Below are 17,454 nucleotides of genomic sequence, written 5' to 3' on the forward strand. Positions count from 1 at the left end.
GGAGCCTCTGCAATGGAATGGCTGATCCCAGTCCTCATCGTGGTGGCGCTCGTCGTCATCGTCGGCATCTATCTCTGGGCCACCTACAACTCTCTGGTCCAGCTGAACGTGCGCGTGGATGAGGCCTGGAGCGACATCACCGTCCAGCTCAAGCGACGAGCCGACCTGTTGCCGAACCTCATCGAGGCGGTCAAGGGCTACGCCACTCACGAGAAGGCCGTGTTCGAGCGCGTCACGCAGGCGCGTGCCGACACGCTGTCGGCGAGCGGGCCGGCCGAGGCGGGCGCCGCCGAGGGGCGCATGCAGCAGGCGCTGAAGTCGCTGTTCGCGGTCGCTGAGGCCTACCCCCAGCTGCAGGCGAGCCAGAACTTCCTGCAGCTGCAGCAGTCGATCGTCGACACCGAGGACAAGATCCAGGCGTCCCGCCGGTTCTACAACGGCGGCGTGCGGGAGCTGAACACCAAGATCAAGGTGTTCCCCAACAACCTGTTCGCGCGCAACCTCGGTTTCCACGAGCGCGAGTTCTTCGAGGTCATCGACGGCGCCGCCATCTCGGAGCCGCCTCGCGTGCAGTTCTGAGTCGGCTGGGGTCGAGGACTCGCGCAGCGCACCGGCGTCGATGGCTGTCGGCCCCCGGCGGTAGCGTCGGCCCATGCCCCACCGACTGACTCGTGAGCAGGCGCGCCGCATCGCGGTGACGGCCCAGCTGCTCGCCGCGGAGCGCCCCGCCGGCATCGTCGAGACCATCGACGCCCTCACGGTCGTGAACATCGAGCCGACGGCGGCGATCGCGCCGAGTGCCGACCTCATCCTGTGGAGCAGGCTCGGGTGGCCGTACCAGCCCGCCGACCTGGTGCGGCTCGTGGAAGAGGACCGCGCAGTGTTCGAGTGGGGCGGTTTCTACCGCACGATGACCGACCTCCCGCTGCTGCTGCCCGACATGCGGCAGCGGCCGCACTCCGCCGAGGCGCGCGCGTGGCTGGCCGCCAACGACAGGTTCCGCCGCGAGGTGATGGCGCGCCTGCGGGCGGAGGGACCGCTGCGGGCCGCCGACATCCCCGACACGGCGCAGGTCTCGTGGCGGTCGACGGGGTGGACCAACAATCGCAATTCGATGCAGCTGCTCGAGATGCTCGTGCTCTGCGGCGACGTCGCGGTATCGGGGAGGGATGCCGCGGGGCGGCTGTTCGACGTGGCCGATCGGGTGTACCCGACCGATCTGCCGGTGCTCGCCGACGACGAGGCGGCTCGCGAGCGCGCCGAGCGGCGCCTGGCGTCGCTGGGCATCGCCCGGGCCAAGGGGGTGGCTCAGCCGCTGGAGCCGATCGACGTCGGAGAGATCGGCGAGGAGGCGACGGTCGACGACACGCCGGGGGTGTGGCGGGTCGATCCTGAGACCCTCGCCGCGGCCGACGCGTTCGCCCCGCGAACGGCGCTGCTCTCGCCGTTCGATCGGCTCGTCTTCGATCGGAGACGCCTCGAGGAGCTGTTCGGCTACGAGTACCTGCTCGAGATGTACAAGCCGGCGGCGAAGCGGCGGTGGGGCTACTTCGCGCTGCCGATCCTGCACGGTGACCGCTTCGTCGGAAAGCTCGACGCGAAAGCCGATCGCAAGGCCGGAGTGCTCCGGGTGCACGCCGTCCACGAGGACGACCCCTTCAGCGACGAGGTGAGGGAGGCCGTGGACCGCGAGCTCCGCGACCTCGCGCGGTGGCTGGGTCTCGAGATCGTCGGTCTTCCGCAGGCGTGACGCGTCTGCGCCCCGCCTTCATTCCGTCGGCTCCGAAGCGTCCGGGCCGGGTGCGCCAGGCCGTTCGGGTGCGCCGGGCTCTCCCGGCGCGGGCTCTGCGAGCTCTCCCGGCTCGTCGGGCGCGAGCGGGACGGGCTCCGCAGGGCCCGCATCGTGACGGGCCGCCTCGGGGAGGGCGCCGGCGAGGTCGTCGACCGCGTCGCCCCAGCGCGACACCGAGAGGGACTCGAGTCCCTGCCACCCCGCCGCGAGGCGCAGTTCGTCGGCGAGCCGCGCCGCGGCATCGGCAGGCTTGCCGTGCTCCCACCAGGCCGACTGGACGAGCAGCGTCGAGGCCGCGCGGTCGGCCTTGAGGTCGACGCGACCCACCACGTCGTCGTCGATAAGGATGGGCAGAGAGTAGTAGCCGTACCGGCGTTTGGGCGCCGGCGTGTAGATCTCGATGCGGTACTCGAAGTCGAAGAGGCGCTCGGCGCGGTCGCGGAACCACACGACCGGATCGAACGGCGTGAGGATCGCGGCGGCGTCGATCCGCCGGGGTACGACGGCATCCGCGTGCAGCCACGCCCTCGCGGGGCGGCCCGCGGTGGTCCAGCCCTCGACCGTGACCGGATGCAGCTCGCCGGCATCGACGAGGTCGTCGAGAGCGGCGGTGACCGTCTTGCGGTCGGCGATGCGCCAGTAGTCGGCGACGTCGGCGGCGGTCGCCACGCCATAAGCGCGCGTGGCGCGCCGCACGAGCTCGAACACCGCGTCCTCGCGCGGGACGGGTGTGTCCAGCACCTCCGGGGGGATGACGTGCTCGGCCAGGCCGTAGCGTCGCTCGAAGCCGCGGCGGCCGGCGATCGCCACCTCGCCGAAGAGCCACAGATGCTCGAGCGCCTGCTTGACGACATCCCAGTCCCACCAGGGCCCGCGCGCGGCCTTCTTGGCGTCGTGCTCGATCTGCGCAGGTCGCAGCGGTCCGCGGTCGGCGAGCTCGGCCCGCACCCAGTCGACGATGTCGCGATTCGCGTCGAACCACCCGCCCGGCTTCGAGCCGTACTTGGCGCGCATCGCCCGCATGCGGAAGTCGAAGAGCCCCCAGTCCGTCGCCGGGATGAACGCCGCCATGTGCGCCCAGTATTCGACGTACGGCCCGCGCCGCCCGAACAGCAGGCGGTCCAGCGCCGCGGTGTCGTACGCTCCGACGCGCGAGAACAGCGGCATGTAGTGCGACCGGGCGAAGACGTTGACGGAATCGATCTGCAGGGTGCTCATGCGGGCGAGGGCGCCGTTGAGCTGGCGGGTGCCGGCTGCGGCCGGGCGCGGTCGACCGAACCCCTGGGCTGCAAGGGCGACCCGGCGCGCCTCGGCGGCGCTGAGCGTGGATCTCACGCGCGCCAGCCTAGCCACCGGCTCCGACACCACTGGGGCGTGCATGACCGGCGCGGAATGCGACGCGCCTAGACTGGGCGAATGAGCACTGGGCGGATGGGCGGCTCCGACGAGAAGCCCCGCGGCTCGATCTTCGACGCGGTCCGCGACCGCGGCCGTGTCGTCTCGACCGAGACGTCGGCCGCCGTCCCGCGCGGTCTGCGCGTGGCCACGGCGTACTCCTGGCGGCTCATCGTGGTCGCGGTCGCGGTCGGCATCGCGGTGTGGCTCGTCATCCAGCTGAAGCTCCTGGTGATCCCGCTGATGGTGGCGATCCTGATCACCGCCCTGCTGTGGCCCGCGTTCGCCTGGATGCTGCGTCACCGGGTGCCGCGCTGGCTCGCCATCGTGATCTCCGTGGTGGGCACCATCGCGATCGTGACGGGGCTGCTGTGGCTCGTCGTGTGGCAGATCATGCGCCAGTGGGATTCGGTGCAGGCCAGCACGGTCGCCGCCGTCGAGCAGTTCCGCCAGTACCTCATCGACGGGCCGCTGCACCTGAGCGCGGACCAGATCGACGACCTCCTCGACCAGGGCTGGGCGTTCGTGCAGGAACAGGCCGAGCTGCTGTGGTCGGGTGCGCTCGCCATCGGCACCACGATCGGCCATGTCGTCACCGGTGCGGTCCTGGCGCTCTTCATCCTCCTGTGCCTCCTCGCCGACGGCGCCGGCATCTGGCGGTGGACGCTGCGGCTCTTCCCCAAGAAGGCGCGGCCCGCCGCCGACGGCGCCGGCCGGGCCGGATGGATCACCGTCGTCAACTACGCGCGCACGCAGCTGCTCGTCGCCACCATCGACGCCATCGGCATCGGCCTGGGCGCCGCGCTCCTGGGCGTTCCGCTCGCGATCCCCGTCGCGGTGCTCGTCTTCCTCGGCGCCTTCGTCCCGATCGTCGGAGCCGTGGTCACCGGCGCGGTGGCCGTCTTCCTGGCCCTGGTCTACAACGGCCCCTGGATCGCCCTGTGGATGCTCGTCGTCGTGCTCGGCGTCCAGCAGCTCGAGGGCCACGTCCTGCAGCCGCTGCTGATGGGGTCCGCCGTCAAGGTGCACCCGCTGGCCGTCGTGCTCGTGGTCGCCGGCGGGGCCATGATCGCCGGCATCCCGGGTGCTCTGTTCGCCGTCCCGCTCGCCGCCTTCGTCAACGTCGTCGCCGTCTACCTCGCCGAACGCGCGTGGGAGACCGGCGCGAGACCCCGCGGCGATCTCATCTGGAGCACCGTGCCGCGGCAGAGGAGAGCCCGCTCGTGACCACCGCCATGTCTTCCGCCGACCAGGTTCCGGACGCGACGGAGCCCGCCGCGACGGAACCCGCCGAGTCGGCGCCCGTCCCGGCGACGCCCGGGTATGCCATGCCCACGCTCGATGACTTCGCGGATGCCGCCGCCACCCTCGAGGGCGTCATCTCGCACACGCCGCTGGAGGAGTCGCAGCATCTCTCCGACGTCCTCGGCGTCCCCGTGCACCTGAAGCTCGAGAACCTGCAGCGCACGGGCTCGTTCAAGATCCGCGGGGCGACCTACCGGCTTTCGCGGCTGACCGCGGAGGAGCGCGCGCGCGGCGTGGTCGCCGCCTCGGCGGGCAACCACGCCCAGGGCGTCGCGATGGCCGCCAAGGCGCTCGGCATCCCGGCGACCATCTTCATGCCTCTGGGCGTGCCCGTGCCGAAGCTGCTGGCCACACGCGGCTACGGCGCCGACGTCGTGCTCGAGGGGGCGACGGTCGAGACGCCGCTGCGGCTCGCCGCGGAGTTCGCCGAGCGCACCGGAGCCGTCTTCATCCACCCGTTCGACCACCCCGACGTGATCGCCGGCCAGGGCACGCTCGGTCTCGAGCTCATGGACGAGCTCCCCGATCTCGACACCGTCGTGCTCGGCATCGGCGGGGGAGGCCTGGTCGCTGGCGTCGCCGCCGCCGTGAAGGCCCGCGCCGCCGCCGAGGGGCGCACCGTTCGGGTGGTCGGCGTGCAGGCCGAGAACTCCGCCGCCTATCCGGCGTCGCTGGAGGCCGGGCGTCCGCTCGAGGTGCGCACGTCTCCGACCATCGCCGACGGCATCGCGGTCGCGCGGCCGGGCGACCTGCCTTTCGAGATCATCCGGGACCTCGTCGACGAGGTGGTCACGGTGTCGGAGGACGACATCGCCCGCGCGCTCCTGGTGCTCCTCGAGCGGGCGAAGCAGGTCGTCGAGCCGGCGGGCGCGGTCGGTGTCGCGGCGATCCTCGCGGGCAAGGTGGTCGCGAACGGCCCGACCGTGACGGTGCTCTCCGGCGGCAACATCGATCCGCTGCTGCTGCAGCGCGTGGTCGCGCACGGGCTCTCGGCATCCGGCCGGTACATGACCCTGCGCATCCCGCTCCCGGATCGTCCCGGCCAGCTCGCACGCGTGTCGGAGCTGCTCGCGATCGCGGGCGCGAACGTCATCGAGGTGCTGCACACGCGCCACGGGCAGGGTCTGCAGATCAGCGAGGTGATCCTGCAGCTGAGCGTCGAGACCCGCGGGGAGGAGCACCGGGCGCACGTGATCTCGGTGCTCGAGGACGCCGGGTACACGCCGACCGTCGTCCCCGATTGAGGGTCGCCGGCCGGCGCATGCCGGAGGGCGGGCCGTCGGCCCGCCGGGTCACTGACCGTTGTAGGTCTCGACCTTGATGATCTCGACGGCGATCTCACGGCCGTTCGGCGCGGTGTAGGAGGTCTTCTCGCCCTCCTTGCGGCCGAGGATCGCGGTGCCCAGCGGCGACGCCTCGCTGTAGACGTCGAGTTCGGAGCCGACGGCGATCTCGCGGTTGCCGAGCAGGAAGACCTCTTCGCCACCGGCCACGATCGCCGTGATGACGGTGCCGGGCTCGACGACGCCGCTGCTCTCGGGAGCCTCGCTCACCGTCGCGGTCTTGAGCAGGTGCTGGAGCGTGCGGATGCGCGCCTCCTGCTTGCCCTGCTCGTCCTTGGCGGCGTGGTACCCGCCGTTCTCCTTGAGGTCGCCCTCCTCGCGCGCGGCCTCGATGCGCTTGGCGATCTCCTCGCGGCCGGTCGTCGAGAGGTGCTCGAGCTCGGCGGCCAGGCGGTCGTAGGCGTCCTGGGTGAGGAAGGTCACGGGGGCGTCGGTGGACACGGCTGACTCCTTCGTTGGGCCCGCCGGCGCGCGAGCGCCACGGGCATAAACCGAACGCCCCGGCTCACGGCCAGGGCGCGATTCGACTGATGTGTCCCGTCAGACTACGTCACAGCGGGGGCCGGGACAAACCCGTCGGTCTACGAGGGCAGAACCCAGCACGAGTTCACGAACCCGGTCGTGGCGAGGGCCGTCGTCGGGATCGTCTCTCGGAACGCGCGGGCGTGGAGATCGGATGCCGGGATCTCTACGACGCGCCACCCGACGACCCCGTGCTCCTCGTCCTGCGCCTCGATGGCGCATGCGACGGCAGAGCCCGGGGGAGCGGTGATCTGGAACCCGAGGGTCACGAAGTGCTCGTCGTTCACGTCGAACGACGTGGTGTCGGAGTCCACGGAGTCCAGAGCGCCCTGCACGGTCCACCAGCCGAACAGCGCCACGAGTGCGACCGCGACGGCGATGGCCCCGCCGATGATCCATGCGCGCGCGGGCGACCGGCGTCGGCCGTAGCGCTCGTCGAGCACGTCCTGCGTGGTCACGCCGCTCCTGGTTCTCGTCGGGCCGGATCGGAAGATTAGGCTGGAACTCCAGGCTAAGCGCTCGCGCGCACCCCGACGAACACGCCCGCTGCCCGCGGGCAGAGCGAGGACCCCATGCAGCACGCGATCGTCGCCCTCACCTCCGCGACGACTCCGACACCGACGCCCACGATCGAGGTCGACCCCGACCTCGTCACCCCCGGCGTCTGGGGCTTCGTGATCACCGCGCTCGTCGCCGTGGCGGTGATCTTCCTCGTCTGGGACATGATGCGCCGGATCCGGCGGGGGCGCGTCCGCGCCGACATCCAGGAGCAGCTCGACGCGGAGGAGCAGGCGGCGCGCGCGGCCTCGGCGACAGAGGTCGACGATGAGAGCATCGACCCCGACGACGAGCCGGGGCGCCGCGGCGGAACCCCTCCCCGCGGCTGAGCGGCCCTCAGCGGAGGGGATGACGGATGCCGCGGCATCCGTCTCCGCTGTCAGGCAGGTACGCCGAGCGACGGTGACAGCGGATCGAGGGCGATCAGCAGGCAGGCCGTCCAGTGGCAGAGGAACGCCAGCACCGTGCACACGTGGAAGATCTCGTGAAAGCCGAAGTGGCCGGGCCAGGGGTTGGGCCGCTTGAGCGCGTAGACGATCGCGCCGAGCGTGTAGAGGATGCCGCCCACGGCGACGAGGACCATCATGGCCGCGTTGGCCTGGAACAGCGGGACGATGTACATGACGGCCGCCCAGCCCAGCAGGAGATAGAGGGCGACGTACAGCCAGCGCGGGGCGTTGATCCAGAAGACGCGGAAGAGGATCCCGAGCAGGGCGCCGCTCCAGACGAGGATCAGCAGCAGCGCGCCCTGCTGCGGAGGAAGCGCCAGCGTCGCGATCGGAGTGTAGGTGCCGGCGATGAGCAGCAGGATGTTGGCGTGGTCGATGCGCTTGAGGATCGCCTTGGTCTTCGGCTTCCAGTTGAACCGGTGATACAGCGCCGAGTTTCCGAACAGCAGGAGCGACGTGGCCATGAAGACCGCGGAGGCCCACTTGGCCGGCGCTCCCTGCGCGAGCGCGATGAGCACGATGCCCGCGGCGATCGCGATCGGGAAGGTCGCCGCGTGGATCCATCCGCGCCAGCTCGGTTTGAGCTCGGGGGCGGCCGCGTCGACAGCGGCCGCGTCCATCAGCGGCAGCACCGGCACCTCGGGAGCCTGCGGAAGGCGGCGACGGGGGCTCATCCCCTAAGCGTAGAGCGCCGCGCATGCCGCGCGCGGAACATACTCCATGCCGCCGGCACCGGCACTGGGTCCCACGCTGGGGGACTGGCCGTGAGCGGGGTAGCGTAGGCGTGTGGCACGCGGCGAGACGAACGAGGGCAAGGGTCCCCTCTACCGCCTCTACATCAACCGTCTGCGCCGCCGGCTGGACCCTGGATCGGTGCCGCGCCACCTCGCGATGATGATCGACGGCAACCGTCGCTGGGCGCGGCAGCTCGGGTACGACTCGGCGGCGCACGGTCACCGCGCCGGCGCGGCCAAGATGAAGGAGTTCCTGCGCTGGTGCGATGACGTCGGCATCCGCGTCGTGTCGCTCTACCTGCTCTCGAACGACAACCTTCGCAAGCGTGACTCGCAGGAGCTCTCCGACCTCATCGAGATCATCGCGGAGCTCGCCGACGAGCTCTCGCACGAGCGCGACTGGCGGGTGAAGCACGTCGGCCGATCCGACGGGCTGCCGCCGGACCTCGCGCGGGTGCTGTCGGATGTCGAAGCGCGCACCCACGGCAACCCGGGAATGCACGTCAACCTCGCCGTGGGCTACGGCGGCCGGGGCGAGATCGTCGACGCCGTGCGCAGCATCATCGCGCAGCACGACGAACGCGGCGGCTCGCTCGAGGAGCTCGCGGCGAGCCTCACGCCGGAGCAGATCGGCGAGCACCTCTACACCGGCGGTCAGCCCGATCCCGACCTCGTGATCCGCACCTCGGGGGAGCAGCGCCTGAGCGACTTCCTCCTCTGGCAGTCGGCGCATTCGGAGTTCTACTTCGTCGAAGCTCTGGGTCCCGATCTCCGCGAGGTGGACTTCCTGCGCGCCATCCGTGATTTCGCGTCGCGGGACCGTCGATACGGCGGGTAGCCCGAGGGCGTCTATCCTATTCGGAGCTTCTCCTTCGTCGAAGCGCTGGGCCCCGATCTGCGTGAGGTGGACTTCCTGCGCGCCATCCGTGATTTCGCGTCGCGAGACCGTCGATTCGGCGGATAGGCCGACGGCGTCTATCCCATTCGGAGCTTCTCCTTCGTCGAAGCGCTGGGCCCCGATCTGCGTGAGGTGGACTCCCTGCGCGCCATCCGTGATTTCGCGTCGCGGGACCGTCGATTCGGCGGGTAGGACCGCGCGCGCACGCGGGGGCGCGGCTCTGCCAGAATGATCGGCGTGACCGATCTGGATTCGTATCTGGCGTCGTTCGATGGGGAACCGGGATATCTGGACTGGGCGGCTTTCGGCCCGCTCTCGCCTGCGGTCCGCAGCGAGGCGCAGGGAGACACCGAGCTGCTCGGCACGGGACGGCGAACGAGCATCGAGCTCGTCGGCGACCACGTGCGCGAGGCGCGCGAGCTCGTCGCCGAGCTGATCGGAACGGATGCCGCACAGGTCGTGCTGCAGCCCTCGACGACCTACGGGCTGATGCACGCGATCTACGGACTCGCAGGGGGGCTGATGCTCGGCCGCGGCGAGTTCCCGAGCCTCACGGTCGCCGCGACGCGCGCCTCCGACGCGTTCGGCTCGCTGCGGCTGCAGTGGGTGGAGCCGGCGGACGGCTTCATGACCCCTGACGTCGTGCGCGCCGCGCTGTCGGATGACACCCGGGCCGTCGCCGTCAGCCTCGTGGACTTCCGGACCGGCTACCGGGCCGACCTGTCGGCTCTGCGTGAGGTGATCGGCGATCGCCTCCTGATCGTCGACGCCATCCAGGGGTTCGGCATGGTCGAGGCCGACTACCTCGCGGCGGACGTCGTGTGCGGCCACGGCTACAAATGGCTGCGCGCCGGCCGCGGCACGGGATTCGCGTGGTTCGGTGAGCGGGCGCTGGAGCGGATCGCCCCGGTGCTGTCGGGGTTCCGCGGGATCGACGGCGACCTGCCGGTCGACGCGGTGCCGGCGCCGTCGGCGTCGGCTCAGGCGTTCTCGATCTCCGGTCCCGATACACTCGCCGCGGCCCGGCTGGCTACGGCGCTGCGAGAAGTCGTCGACGCCGGCGTCGGGAACATCGAGTCGGTGCTCTCGGCCCGGACCGCCGACGTGATGTTCTTTGCCGACCGCTACGAGGTGCCCGTGGTCACGCCGCGCGATGCTGAGCGTCGGGCGGGCATCGTGACGCTGGAACCTGCGGCGCAGGATGCGGCTCCGCTGGCCGCATCCCTCGCGAACCACGGCCTCACGGTGACCACACGGTCCGGCCGCATCCGCGTCGCCCCGCACGTGGGCACCGGCGCCGACACGCTGCGCCTCTTCGGCGACGCGCTGGCCGCCTTCTCCTCCGCGCGCGTCTGGTGACCCGGCGGGGGGCGACGCTCCGCGGACCGTCGTCCACCGGCCGTGGATGTGCGGGCAGGGGGCGGGCTGTGCGCGAGGGTGACGGCATCCGTTAACCGACACGTCACATCTTCGGGCGTGTCGGGTGCCCCCGATGTCGTCGGGCGGTCGTAGCGTGATCGCATCGGGCAAGGAGCCCGGTCGAGTCGGCCTTCCGGATCGCGACTCGTGACCCATGGTCGACTCGTGACTGCCGGGTGAACCACCCGGGGCGGGAGTGGGTTGTGACCACACGAGCACCACACGAGCAGCGCAGTCAGGACCTCGAGCAGGTCGCCGGATCCGAACAGGATCTGCGCACCTACGTTCTCGACACGTCCGTGCTGCTGAGCGATCCGCGGGCGTTCTTCCGCTTCGCCGAGCACAGCGTCGTGATCCCCGTGGTGGTGATCACCGAGCTCGAAGGCAAGCGACATGACCCCGAGATCGGCTACTTCGCCCGGCAGGCCCTGCGCCACCTCGATGAGCTGCGGGTCGAGCACGGCCGCCTCGACTTCCCCGTTCCGGTGGGCGCAGGAGGCACCCTCCGCGTCGAGCTGAACAACACCGATGCGACGGTGCTGCCCTCGGGCATGCGCCTCGGCGACAACGACAGCCGCATCCTCGCGATCGCGATGAACCTCGCGCAGGATGGCCAGGAGGTCACCGTCGTCTCGAAGGACCTTCCCATGCGGGTCAAGGCGGCGTCGCTCGGCATCACGGCCGAGGAGTACCTCGCCGAGCAGGCTGTCGACTCCGGCTGGACCGGGATCTCCGATCTCGATGTGTCGGGCGACGACATCAGCGACCTCTACGAGAGCGAGGTCGCATCCAGCGACGAGGTGCGCGGGCTGCCCGTGAACACGGGGCTCATCATCCACTCCGAGCGCGGCTCGGCGCTCGGCCGGGTGGTCGGCGACGGGGAGTACCGTCTGGTCCGCGGCGACCGCGAGGTGTTCGGGCTGCATGGGCGGTCGGCGGAGCAGCGCATCGCGATCGACCTGCTGCTGGACCCCGAGGTCGGGATCGTGTCTCTCGGCGGACGGGCCGGCACCGGCAAGTCGGCGCTGGCGCTGTGCGCGGCGCTGGAGGCGGTGCTCGAACGGCAGCAGCAGCGGAAGATCATCGTGTTCCGCCCGCTTTTCGCCGTGGGCGGGCAGGAGCTGGGCTACCTGCCGGGCGACCAGCAGGAGAAGATGAATCCCTGGGGGCAGGCGGTGTTCGACACCCTCGGCTCGGTCGTCTCGGCGAACGTGCTCGAGGAGGTGGTCGAACGCGGGCTTCTCGAGGTGCTCCCGCTGACCCACATCCGGGGCCGGTCGCTCCACGACGCGTTCGTGATCGTCGACGAGGCGCAGTCGCTCGAGCGCAATGTGCTGCTGACGGTGCTGAGCCGGATCGGACAGAACTCCCGGGTCGTGCTCACCCACGACGTCGGTCAGCGCGACAACCTGCGGGTGGGGCGGCACGACGGTGTCGCGTCCGTCATCGAGACGCTGAAGGGGCACGGGCTGTTCGGCCACGTGACCCTCGTGCGCTCGGAGCGGTCCGCGATCGCCGCACTCGTCACCGACCTGCTGGAGGCCGGCGAACTCGCCTGATCCCGCGCGGAATCGCCCCTGTGATGCAGCGGGCCGGGATGCCTCATCCCGGCCCGCTGCCGGTCGCTAGCATGAGAAGAGTCTCATGGCCAGTGGCTCATCTGACGCGATCGGTCTGTCACCATTGGTGAGGGGAACGAATCCGCGCACAACGGAGGTCAGGCGAGACGTGGACGCACGCACGGGACTCGTGGTCGGCGGCATGACCGCCGTCGCTGCGAGCGTTGCCGTCGTCACCGTCGTCGCCCTCACCAACACCGTTGCGCTGTCGGACTCGCCCGCGACGACCGTCTCGGCCGACCACGTCGTCGTGCCGTCCGCCGCGTCGCCTTCGTCGACTCCGCGCCCGACGCCGTCGGCGGCTCCGTCCGCCGTGCCGGATCTCCACGTGCCTTCGGCGGAAGCCGAGGTGGTCGAGGCCCCCGCACCCGTCGTCGTCGACACTGCTCCATCGGTGAGCACCGCCCGCACGCCCGCTACGCCCGCCACCGTCCCCGATATCCCCACGACCGTCACGCCCGTGGCGCCTGCGGCGCCCGCTGATCTCGAGTCGGCCATCGCCGCCGCGCGCGCCGCCGGCTCGTGGGACGCGCTGCGCGCCTGGGCGGCAGCGCAGGGCTGGTCGTCGGGTCGCATCGACGCACTCGTCGCGCGGCTCGAGCGCGAAGCCGAGACGCAGAAGAGCGGGATCGCGGAGCTCCCGGCTCAGGACGACCTCACCGCCGAGCGTCGGGGGTTGGTCGGGCGGCAGTTCGAGCAGCGACGCGTCGTGCGGCTCGAGCAGCAGCGGATCCAGGAGGAGCAGCGCGTCCAGGAGGAGCAGCGCGTCCAGGAAGAGCAGCGGGTCCAGGAGGAGCAGCGGGTCCAGGAGGAGCAGCAGCGCGTTCAGGAAGAACAGCAGCGCGTCGAGCAGGAGCAGCAGAGCGCGCAGCACGAGCAGCAGGCCACGCGCGAACAGCAGAAGAACGTCCACGACCGCCCGGCCGAGCGCCCGGCGGAGAGTGCGAAGCGTCCCGCTCACGCGGGATCGAACGTCGGAAACGGCAACGGCGCCGGTCCCGACGCGAAGAAAGACCAGTCGCGCAATTCCCCAGACAGGCGCGACTGATTAAAGGCCGGATCCCCCAGTCCGGCCCTTCACAGCCCCCGGTGTCCCCCAGCACCGGGGGCTTCTTCGTGCCCGGGGATCAGCACGCGGCCGTCGGCGCCGGTCACTCCCAGCGATAGCCGGCGCCGCGGACGGTCACGATGTGATCGGGGCCCAGCTTTCCACGCAGGTAACGCACGTAGACGTCGACGACGTTGGATCCCGGGTCGAAGTCCAGGCCCCACACGCGGCTCAGGAGCAGCTCACGGCTGAGCACCCGACCGGGGTTGCGCAGGAACTGCTCCGCCAGCGCGAACTCCCGCGCCGAGAGATCGACCTCCCGGCCTCCGACGGTCGCCCGACGAGCCAGGATGTCGAGCACGACGTCGCCGTGCGCGATCGAGACACCGGGTTGCGGCACGCTCTCGCGCAGGCGCGAGCGCACCCGGGCGAGGAGCTCTTCGAACGTGAAGGGCTTGGGCACGTAGTCGTTCGCCCCGGCATCCAATCCGGTGACGGTGTCGCGGGTGCTCGAGCGCGCGGTGAGCATGATGACGGGCACCGCCGAGCCGCGGGCACGCAGCTCGCGCAGCACCTCGAAGCCGTCCATCGTCGGCAGCCCGACGTCCAGCAGCACCAGATCGCCATCCCCGCGCAGTGCCGCCTCGAGCGCCTCGGCGCCATCCTCGACGACGAGCGTCTCGTAGCCGGCCGCCTCCAGGCCGCGACTGACGAACGCGGCGATCCGCGGCTCGTCCTCCACGATGAGGATCTTCGTCATCCCGCAGCCTCCCGTTGCAGCACGACATCCCCTGCCCGCACCGGTGCCGGCAGTTCCGCCTCGGTCGGCGGGAGATGAATGGTGAATGTGGCGCCGCCGCCGGGTGTGTCGGTCACGACGCAGTGACCGCCGTGACCCTTCGCGATGGCGTCGACGATGGCAAGGCCCAGCCCCGAACCGCCCACGGCGCGTTTGACGTGGGCTCGGTCGAAGCGACGGAAGATGCGGGATCGGGCGTCGGCGGGGATGCCGGGGCCGTGGTCGCGCACCCACAAGCGGCTGCCGGCGGCATCGTGGGCGCTTCCGATCTCGATGGGGCTGCCCACCGGGGTGTACTTCGCGGCGTTGTCGGCCAGCTGGAGCCACGCCTGGAGCAGACGGTCCTGATCGCCGGTGGTCAAGCCGCCCGCGCTGGCCTCGACGGTCCACGTATGACCTGGGATCACGGCGACGAGCTCGCCGACGCGCGCGGTCAGGGCGGTCAGGTCCACCTCCGCCAGCGCGTACGAGTCGGCCTCCGCCGTTGCGAGCAGGTCGATGTCTTCGACCAGACGTGCGAGCCGGTCGAGCTCCGCGATCCCGATCTCGCGCGCCGACGCCACGTCGAGGGAGTCCCGCGGGTCCATGAGTTCGAGATGACCGCGCACGATCGTGATCGGCGTCTTCAGTTCGTGCCGCACGTCGTCAAGCAGCTGGCGCTGCCCGTCGACCGAGCCTTCCAGCCGGTCCAGCATCGAGTTGACGGTACGCGACAGATCGGCGATGTCATCGTTGCCCTGCGCGTTCAGACGCGGCGAGAGGTCGGTGATGGAGATGGCGTCCGCCGTTTCGCGGAGGTGGCGGATGGGGGAGAGCAGACGACCCGTGACGAACCAGCCCACCACCCCGATCGCGGCGAGGACCGCCAGGGCCGCGATGACGTACGTCGTCATGGCGAGCGTGACGGGCTGCAGCTCGGCTCCGAGGTCGACGGCGCGGATGTAGAGGCCCTGACGCGGGTCGCCCTCCATCGTCACCGGAACGGCGATGTAGCGGAGCGAGCCGTCATCGGTCACCACGGTGCCGCTCTTGGTCTCCCCGCCGGCTGACACCTCGATCGCGCGGTCGATCAGCTCCTGGTTCCCGTCGATGCGGAAGCCCGACAGGGTGGAGGGTCGCCACCGCGGCTGTCCGTCGATGAGGGCGACCGCTGCCTCGTTGCGTGCGGGAACCAGCCGGCCGACGACGGCGAAAAGGTAGTCGTCGATCGACTGGAATTCATTCTCATTGAGATCGACAGTCGCCTCCGGTGCACCGTCGGAGGCGTCGGGTGCGTCGCCGCCCGCGACCTCCTTGAGCGACTCGACCTGTCTCTCGAGCCGCTCGTTCACGCTGTTCAGCGCCTGCTCCCGCTGCACCAGGAACGTCACGCTGCCCACGATGGCCAGGCCGACGCACGCGACGGCCAGAATCGCTGCGAGGATCCTGACACGCGCGGGTACCGGGCGGGGCGTGCGGGCCATGTCCCGATTATCCCGCCCGCGACGGGCTTCCGGCACAGTGCGGGCGTTCAGCCCGGGTGGGTCATCGAAAGCAGGTCGAGCTTCTCGTCGAGCTGCTCGAGGGTGAGCTCGCCCCGCTCCACGTAGCCGAGGTCGATCACGGCCTCGCGCACCGTGATGCCCTTGGCGACCGAGTGCTTGGCGATCTTCGCCGCGGCCTCGTACCCGATGAGCTTGTTGAGCGGCGTCACGATCGACGGCGACATGCCGGCGTAGGCGGCGGCGCGCTCGACGTTGGCCTCGAGGCCGGCGATCGTCTTGTCGGCCAGCACGCGCGACGTGTTCGCGAGCAGCTCGATCGACTCGAGCACCGCGCTGCCCATGATGGGGATCGCCACGTTGAGCTCGAAGGCACCGGACGCGCCCGCCCACGCCACGGTCGCATCGTTGCCGATGACTCGCGCGCACACCATCAGCGTCGCCTCGGGGATGACCGGGTTGACCTTGCCTGGCATGATCGACGAACCCGGCTGGAGGTCGGGGATGTGCAGCTCGCCGAGACCCGTGTTCGGGCCCGAGCCCATCCACCGCAGGTCGTTGTTGATCTTGGTGAGCGACACGGCGACGGTGCGCAGTGCGCCGGATGCCTCGACCAGGCCGTCGCGGTTGGCCTGCGCCTCGAAATGGTCCTTGGCCTCGGTGATCGGCAGCTCGGTGTCGGCGACGATCAGCTCGATCACGCGCTGCGGGAACCCGAGCGGCGTGTTGATGCCTGTGCCGACCGCGGTGCCGCCCAGCGGAACCTCGGCGACGCGGGGGAGGACCGCCTGCACCCGCTCGATGCCGAGCCGGATCTGGCGGGCGTAGCCGCCGAACTCCTGGCCGAGCGTGACCGGGGTCGCATCCATCAGGTGGGTGCGGCCGGACTTGACGACCGTCTTCCACAGGTCGGCCTTCGCCTCGAGCGCGACCGCGAGGTGGTCGAGCGCGGGGATGAGGTCGTCGATGATCTCCTGCGTGACGGCGATGTGCACGGAGGTCGGGAACACGTCGTTCGAGGACTGCGACGCGTTCACGTGGTCGTTGGGGTGGACGGTCGCGCCGAGCGACTGCGTCGCGAGCGTCGCCAGCACCTCGTTCATGTTCATGTTCGACGACGTTCCGCTGCCGGTCTGGTAGACGTCGATCGGGAACTGGTCGGCGAACTCGCCCGCGATGATGCGGTCGGCAGCGCCGGCGATGGCGTCGGCGATGGCACCGTCGAGCGTGCCGAGCTCCTTGTTCGCCAGCGCGGCGGCCTTCTTGATGCGCGCGAGCGCCACGATCTGCGCCGGCTCCAGGCGGTCGCCCGAGATCGGGAAGTTCTCGACCGCGCGCTGGGTCTGGGCGGCGTAGAGCGCGTTCTTGGGCACGCGCACCTCGCCCATGGTGTCGTGCTCGATGCGGTACTCGGTGTCGGTCACGTCGTCGTTCCTCACGTATCGGTACAGGGGGTAGGGGGAGTCGTACTCAGGCCGATTCGGTGATGCCGACGATCACGTCGGGCACCGCGGTGCCTTCGGCCAGCCGGTAGTTGGCGCCCACGATGGCCAGACGCCCCTCGGCGACGGCGGCGCTGATCAGCTCCGACGAGTTCAGCAGCTCGCCGACCGTGTCGCGGAGGTGCTCGCGGCCGACCTCTTCTGCGTCGATGGTGTCGGGGAAGACGCCGTCGACGGCGGACGCGCGCTGGACTCGGCGCACGGCGGGCACGATCGGGGAGATCAGCCGCCAGATGTGGGGCGGCAGCGGGTCGGCATCCGCGTCCGTGCTGTCGATCGCCGCGCGCACCGCGCCGCAGGCGTCGTGGCCGAGCACGACGATCAGCGGGACTTCCAGGACGGCGACCGCGTATTCGAGGCTGCCGACGACCGAGTCGGAGACCACCTGCCCCGCGTTGCGCACCACGAACAGATCGCCGAGCCCCTTGTCGAAGATGATCTCGGCCGCCAGGCGTGAGTCGGCGCAGCCGAAGAGGGCTGCGCGAGGACGCTGCCCTCCCGCGAGTTCGTGTCGGGTGTCGACGTCCTGGCGGGGGTGACGCGGCTCACCGGCCACGAATCGCGCGTTGCCGCGCTGCATCTCCTGCCAG

The 17,454-nt window shown here is 70.7% G+C and carries 17 protein-coding genes and 1 pseudogene; 10 read left to right on the forward strand and 8 right to left on the reverse strand.

Annotated elements, in window-relative coordinates:
- The first annotated feature begins 12 nt into the window (after positions 1-12).
- Together IM767_RS13425 and IM767_RS13430 are read left to right on the forward strand one after the other, a co-directional pair.
- A complete protein-coding gene (locus IM767_RS13425) occupies positions 13-579 on the forward strand; it encodes a LemA family protein (RefSeq protein ID WP_109210884.1) in 567 nt (188 codons plus the stop codon).
- Between the two features lie 73 nt (positions 580-652).
- On the forward strand, positions 653-1,750 hold the full coding sequence (locus IM767_RS13430) for a DNA glycosylase AlkZ-like family protein (RefSeq protein WP_109210885.1): 1,098 nt from the start codon (positions 653-655) through the stop codon (positions 1,748-1,750).
- Positions 1,751-1,768: 18 nt separating this feature from the next.
- Here the strand turns inward: IM767_RS13430 and IM767_RS13435 are convergent, their stop codons facing one another.
- On the reverse strand, positions 1,769-3,127 hold the full coding sequence (locus IM767_RS13435; protein WP_109210886.1) for a winged helix-turn-helix domain-containing protein: 1,359 nt from the start codon (positions 3,125-3,127) through the stop codon (positions 1,769-1,771).
- A 96-nt stretch (positions 3,128-3,223) separates the two neighbouring features.
- On the opposite strand from IM767_RS13435, the gene IM767_RS13440 reads away from it, so the two are divergent.
- Positions 3,224-4,414: an AI-2E family transporter gene (locus IM767_RS13440; protein ID WP_109210887.1), complete on the forward strand. Its 1,191-nt coding sequence runs from the start codon at positions 3,224-3,226 to the stop codon at positions 4,412-4,414.
- A 101-nt stretch (positions 4,415-4,515) separates the two neighbouring features.
- On the forward strand, positions 4,516-5,736 hold the full coding sequence (gene ilvA / locus IM767_RS13445) for a threonine ammonia-lyase (RefSeq protein ID WP_109210964.1): 1,221 nt from the start codon (positions 4,516-4,518) through the stop codon (positions 5,734-5,736).
- 48 nt (positions 5,737-5,784) lie between these two features.
- Here ilvA and greA read toward each other — a convergent pair whose 3' ends face one another.
- Both greA and IM767_RS13455 read right to left on the reverse strand, forming a co-directional pair.
- Complete coding sequence (gene greA / locus IM767_RS13450; RefSeq protein ID WP_109210888.1) at positions 5,785-6,276, reverse strand: transcription elongation factor GreA; 492 nt, start codon at positions 6,274-6,276, stop codon at positions 5,785-5,787.
- A 140-nt stretch (positions 6,277-6,416) separates the two neighbouring features.
- Positions 6,417-6,815 (reverse strand): DUF4307 domain-containing protein, encoded by a 399-nt coding sequence (locus IM767_RS13455; RefSeq protein ID WP_109210889.1) that lies wholly within the window; start codon positions 6,813-6,815, stop codon positions 6,417-6,419.
- 114 nt (positions 6,816-6,929) lie between these two features.
- Between IM767_RS13455 and IM767_RS13460 the strand changes: the two genes are divergently transcribed.
- Positions 6,930-7,244 carry a hypothetical protein gene (locus IM767_RS13460; protein ID WP_109210890.1) on the forward strand — a complete coding sequence of 105 codons (315 nt, stop codon included), beginning with the start codon at positions 6,930-6,932 and terminating at the stop codon, positions 7,242-7,244.
- Between the two features lie 50 nt (positions 7,245-7,294).
- Here the strand turns inward: IM767_RS13460 and trhA are convergent, their stop codons facing one another.
- Complete coding sequence (gene trhA, locus IM767_RS13465) at positions 7,295-8,038, reverse strand: PAQR family membrane homeostasis protein TrhA (protein ID WP_194398889.1); 744 nt, start codon at positions 8,036-8,038, stop codon at positions 7,295-7,297.
- A 112-nt stretch (positions 8,039-8,150) separates the two neighbouring features.
- Between trhA and IM767_RS13470 the strand changes: the two genes are divergently transcribed.
- From IM767_RS13470 to IM767_RS13485, 5 genes and pseudogenes are all read left to right on the forward strand, one after another.
- On the forward strand, positions 8,151-8,936 hold the full coding sequence (locus IM767_RS13470; protein WP_109210891.1) for an isoprenyl transferase: 786 nt from the start codon (positions 8,151-8,153) through the stop codon (positions 8,934-8,936).
- 27 nt (positions 8,937-8,963) lie between these two features.
- Positions 8,964-9,062, forward strand: a pseudogene (locus tag IM767_RS20825) (isoprenyl transferase); the annotation flags it as partial.
- A 162-nt stretch (positions 9,063-9,224) separates the two neighbouring features.
- Complete coding sequence (locus tag IM767_RS13475) at positions 9,225-10,355, forward strand: aminotransferase class V-fold PLP-dependent enzyme (RefSeq protein ID WP_109210892.1); 1,131 nt, start codon at positions 9,225-9,227, stop codon at positions 10,353-10,355.
- Between the two features lie 263 nt (positions 10,356-10,618).
- A complete protein-coding gene (locus IM767_RS13480; protein ID WP_109210893.1) occupies positions 10,619-11,974 on the forward strand; it encodes an RNA 5'-3' helicase PhoH2 in 1,356 nt (451 codons plus the stop codon).
- A 169-nt stretch (positions 11,975-12,143) separates the two neighbouring features.
- The gene (locus IM767_RS13485; RefSeq protein WP_109210894.1) at positions 12,144-13,082 is read left to right on the forward strand and encodes a superantigen-like protein SSL4; all 939 of its coding nucleotides are present in this window, start codon (positions 12,144-12,146) and stop codon (positions 13,080-13,082) included.
- Positions 13,083-13,185: 103 nt separating this feature from the next.
- Here IM767_RS13485 and IM767_RS13490 read toward each other — a convergent pair whose 3' ends face one another.
- Genes IM767_RS13490 through IM767_RS13505 form a run of 4 tightly spaced genes read right to left on the reverse strand, consistent with a single transcriptional unit; the run spans position 13,186 to position 17,444 of the window.
- Positions 13,186-13,842 (reverse strand): response regulator transcription factor, encoded by a 657-nt coding sequence (locus IM767_RS13490; protein WP_109210895.1) that lies wholly within the window; start codon positions 13,840-13,842, stop codon positions 13,186-13,188.
- Positions 13,839-15,344, reverse strand: coding sequence for a sensor histidine kinase (locus tag IM767_RS13495; RefSeq protein WP_109210896.1), 1,506 nt, complete (start codon positions 15,342-15,344; stop codon positions 13,839-13,841). Before IM767_RS13495 ends, IM767_RS13490 begins: the two co-directional genes overlap by 4 nt.
- 47 nt (positions 15,345-15,391) lie before the next feature.
- Positions 15,392-16,786 (reverse strand): class II fumarate hydratase, encoded by a 1,395-nt coding sequence (locus tag IM767_RS13500; protein ID WP_109210897.1) that lies wholly within the window; start codon positions 16,784-16,786, stop codon positions 15,392-15,394.
- A gap of 46 nt (positions 16,787-16,832) precedes the next feature.
- Positions 16,833-17,444 (reverse strand): carbonic anhydrase, encoded by a 612-nt coding sequence (locus IM767_RS13505; RefSeq protein WP_194398893.1) that lies wholly within the window; start codon positions 17,442-17,444, stop codon positions 16,833-16,835.
- Positions 17,445-17,454 lie beyond the last annotated feature (10 nt).

This window comes from Microbacterium ureisolvens, from assembly GCF_015278315.1.
Taxonomy (GTDB): Bacteria; Actinomycetota; Actinomycetes; order Actinomycetales; family Microbacteriaceae; genus Microbacterium; species Microbacterium ureisolvens.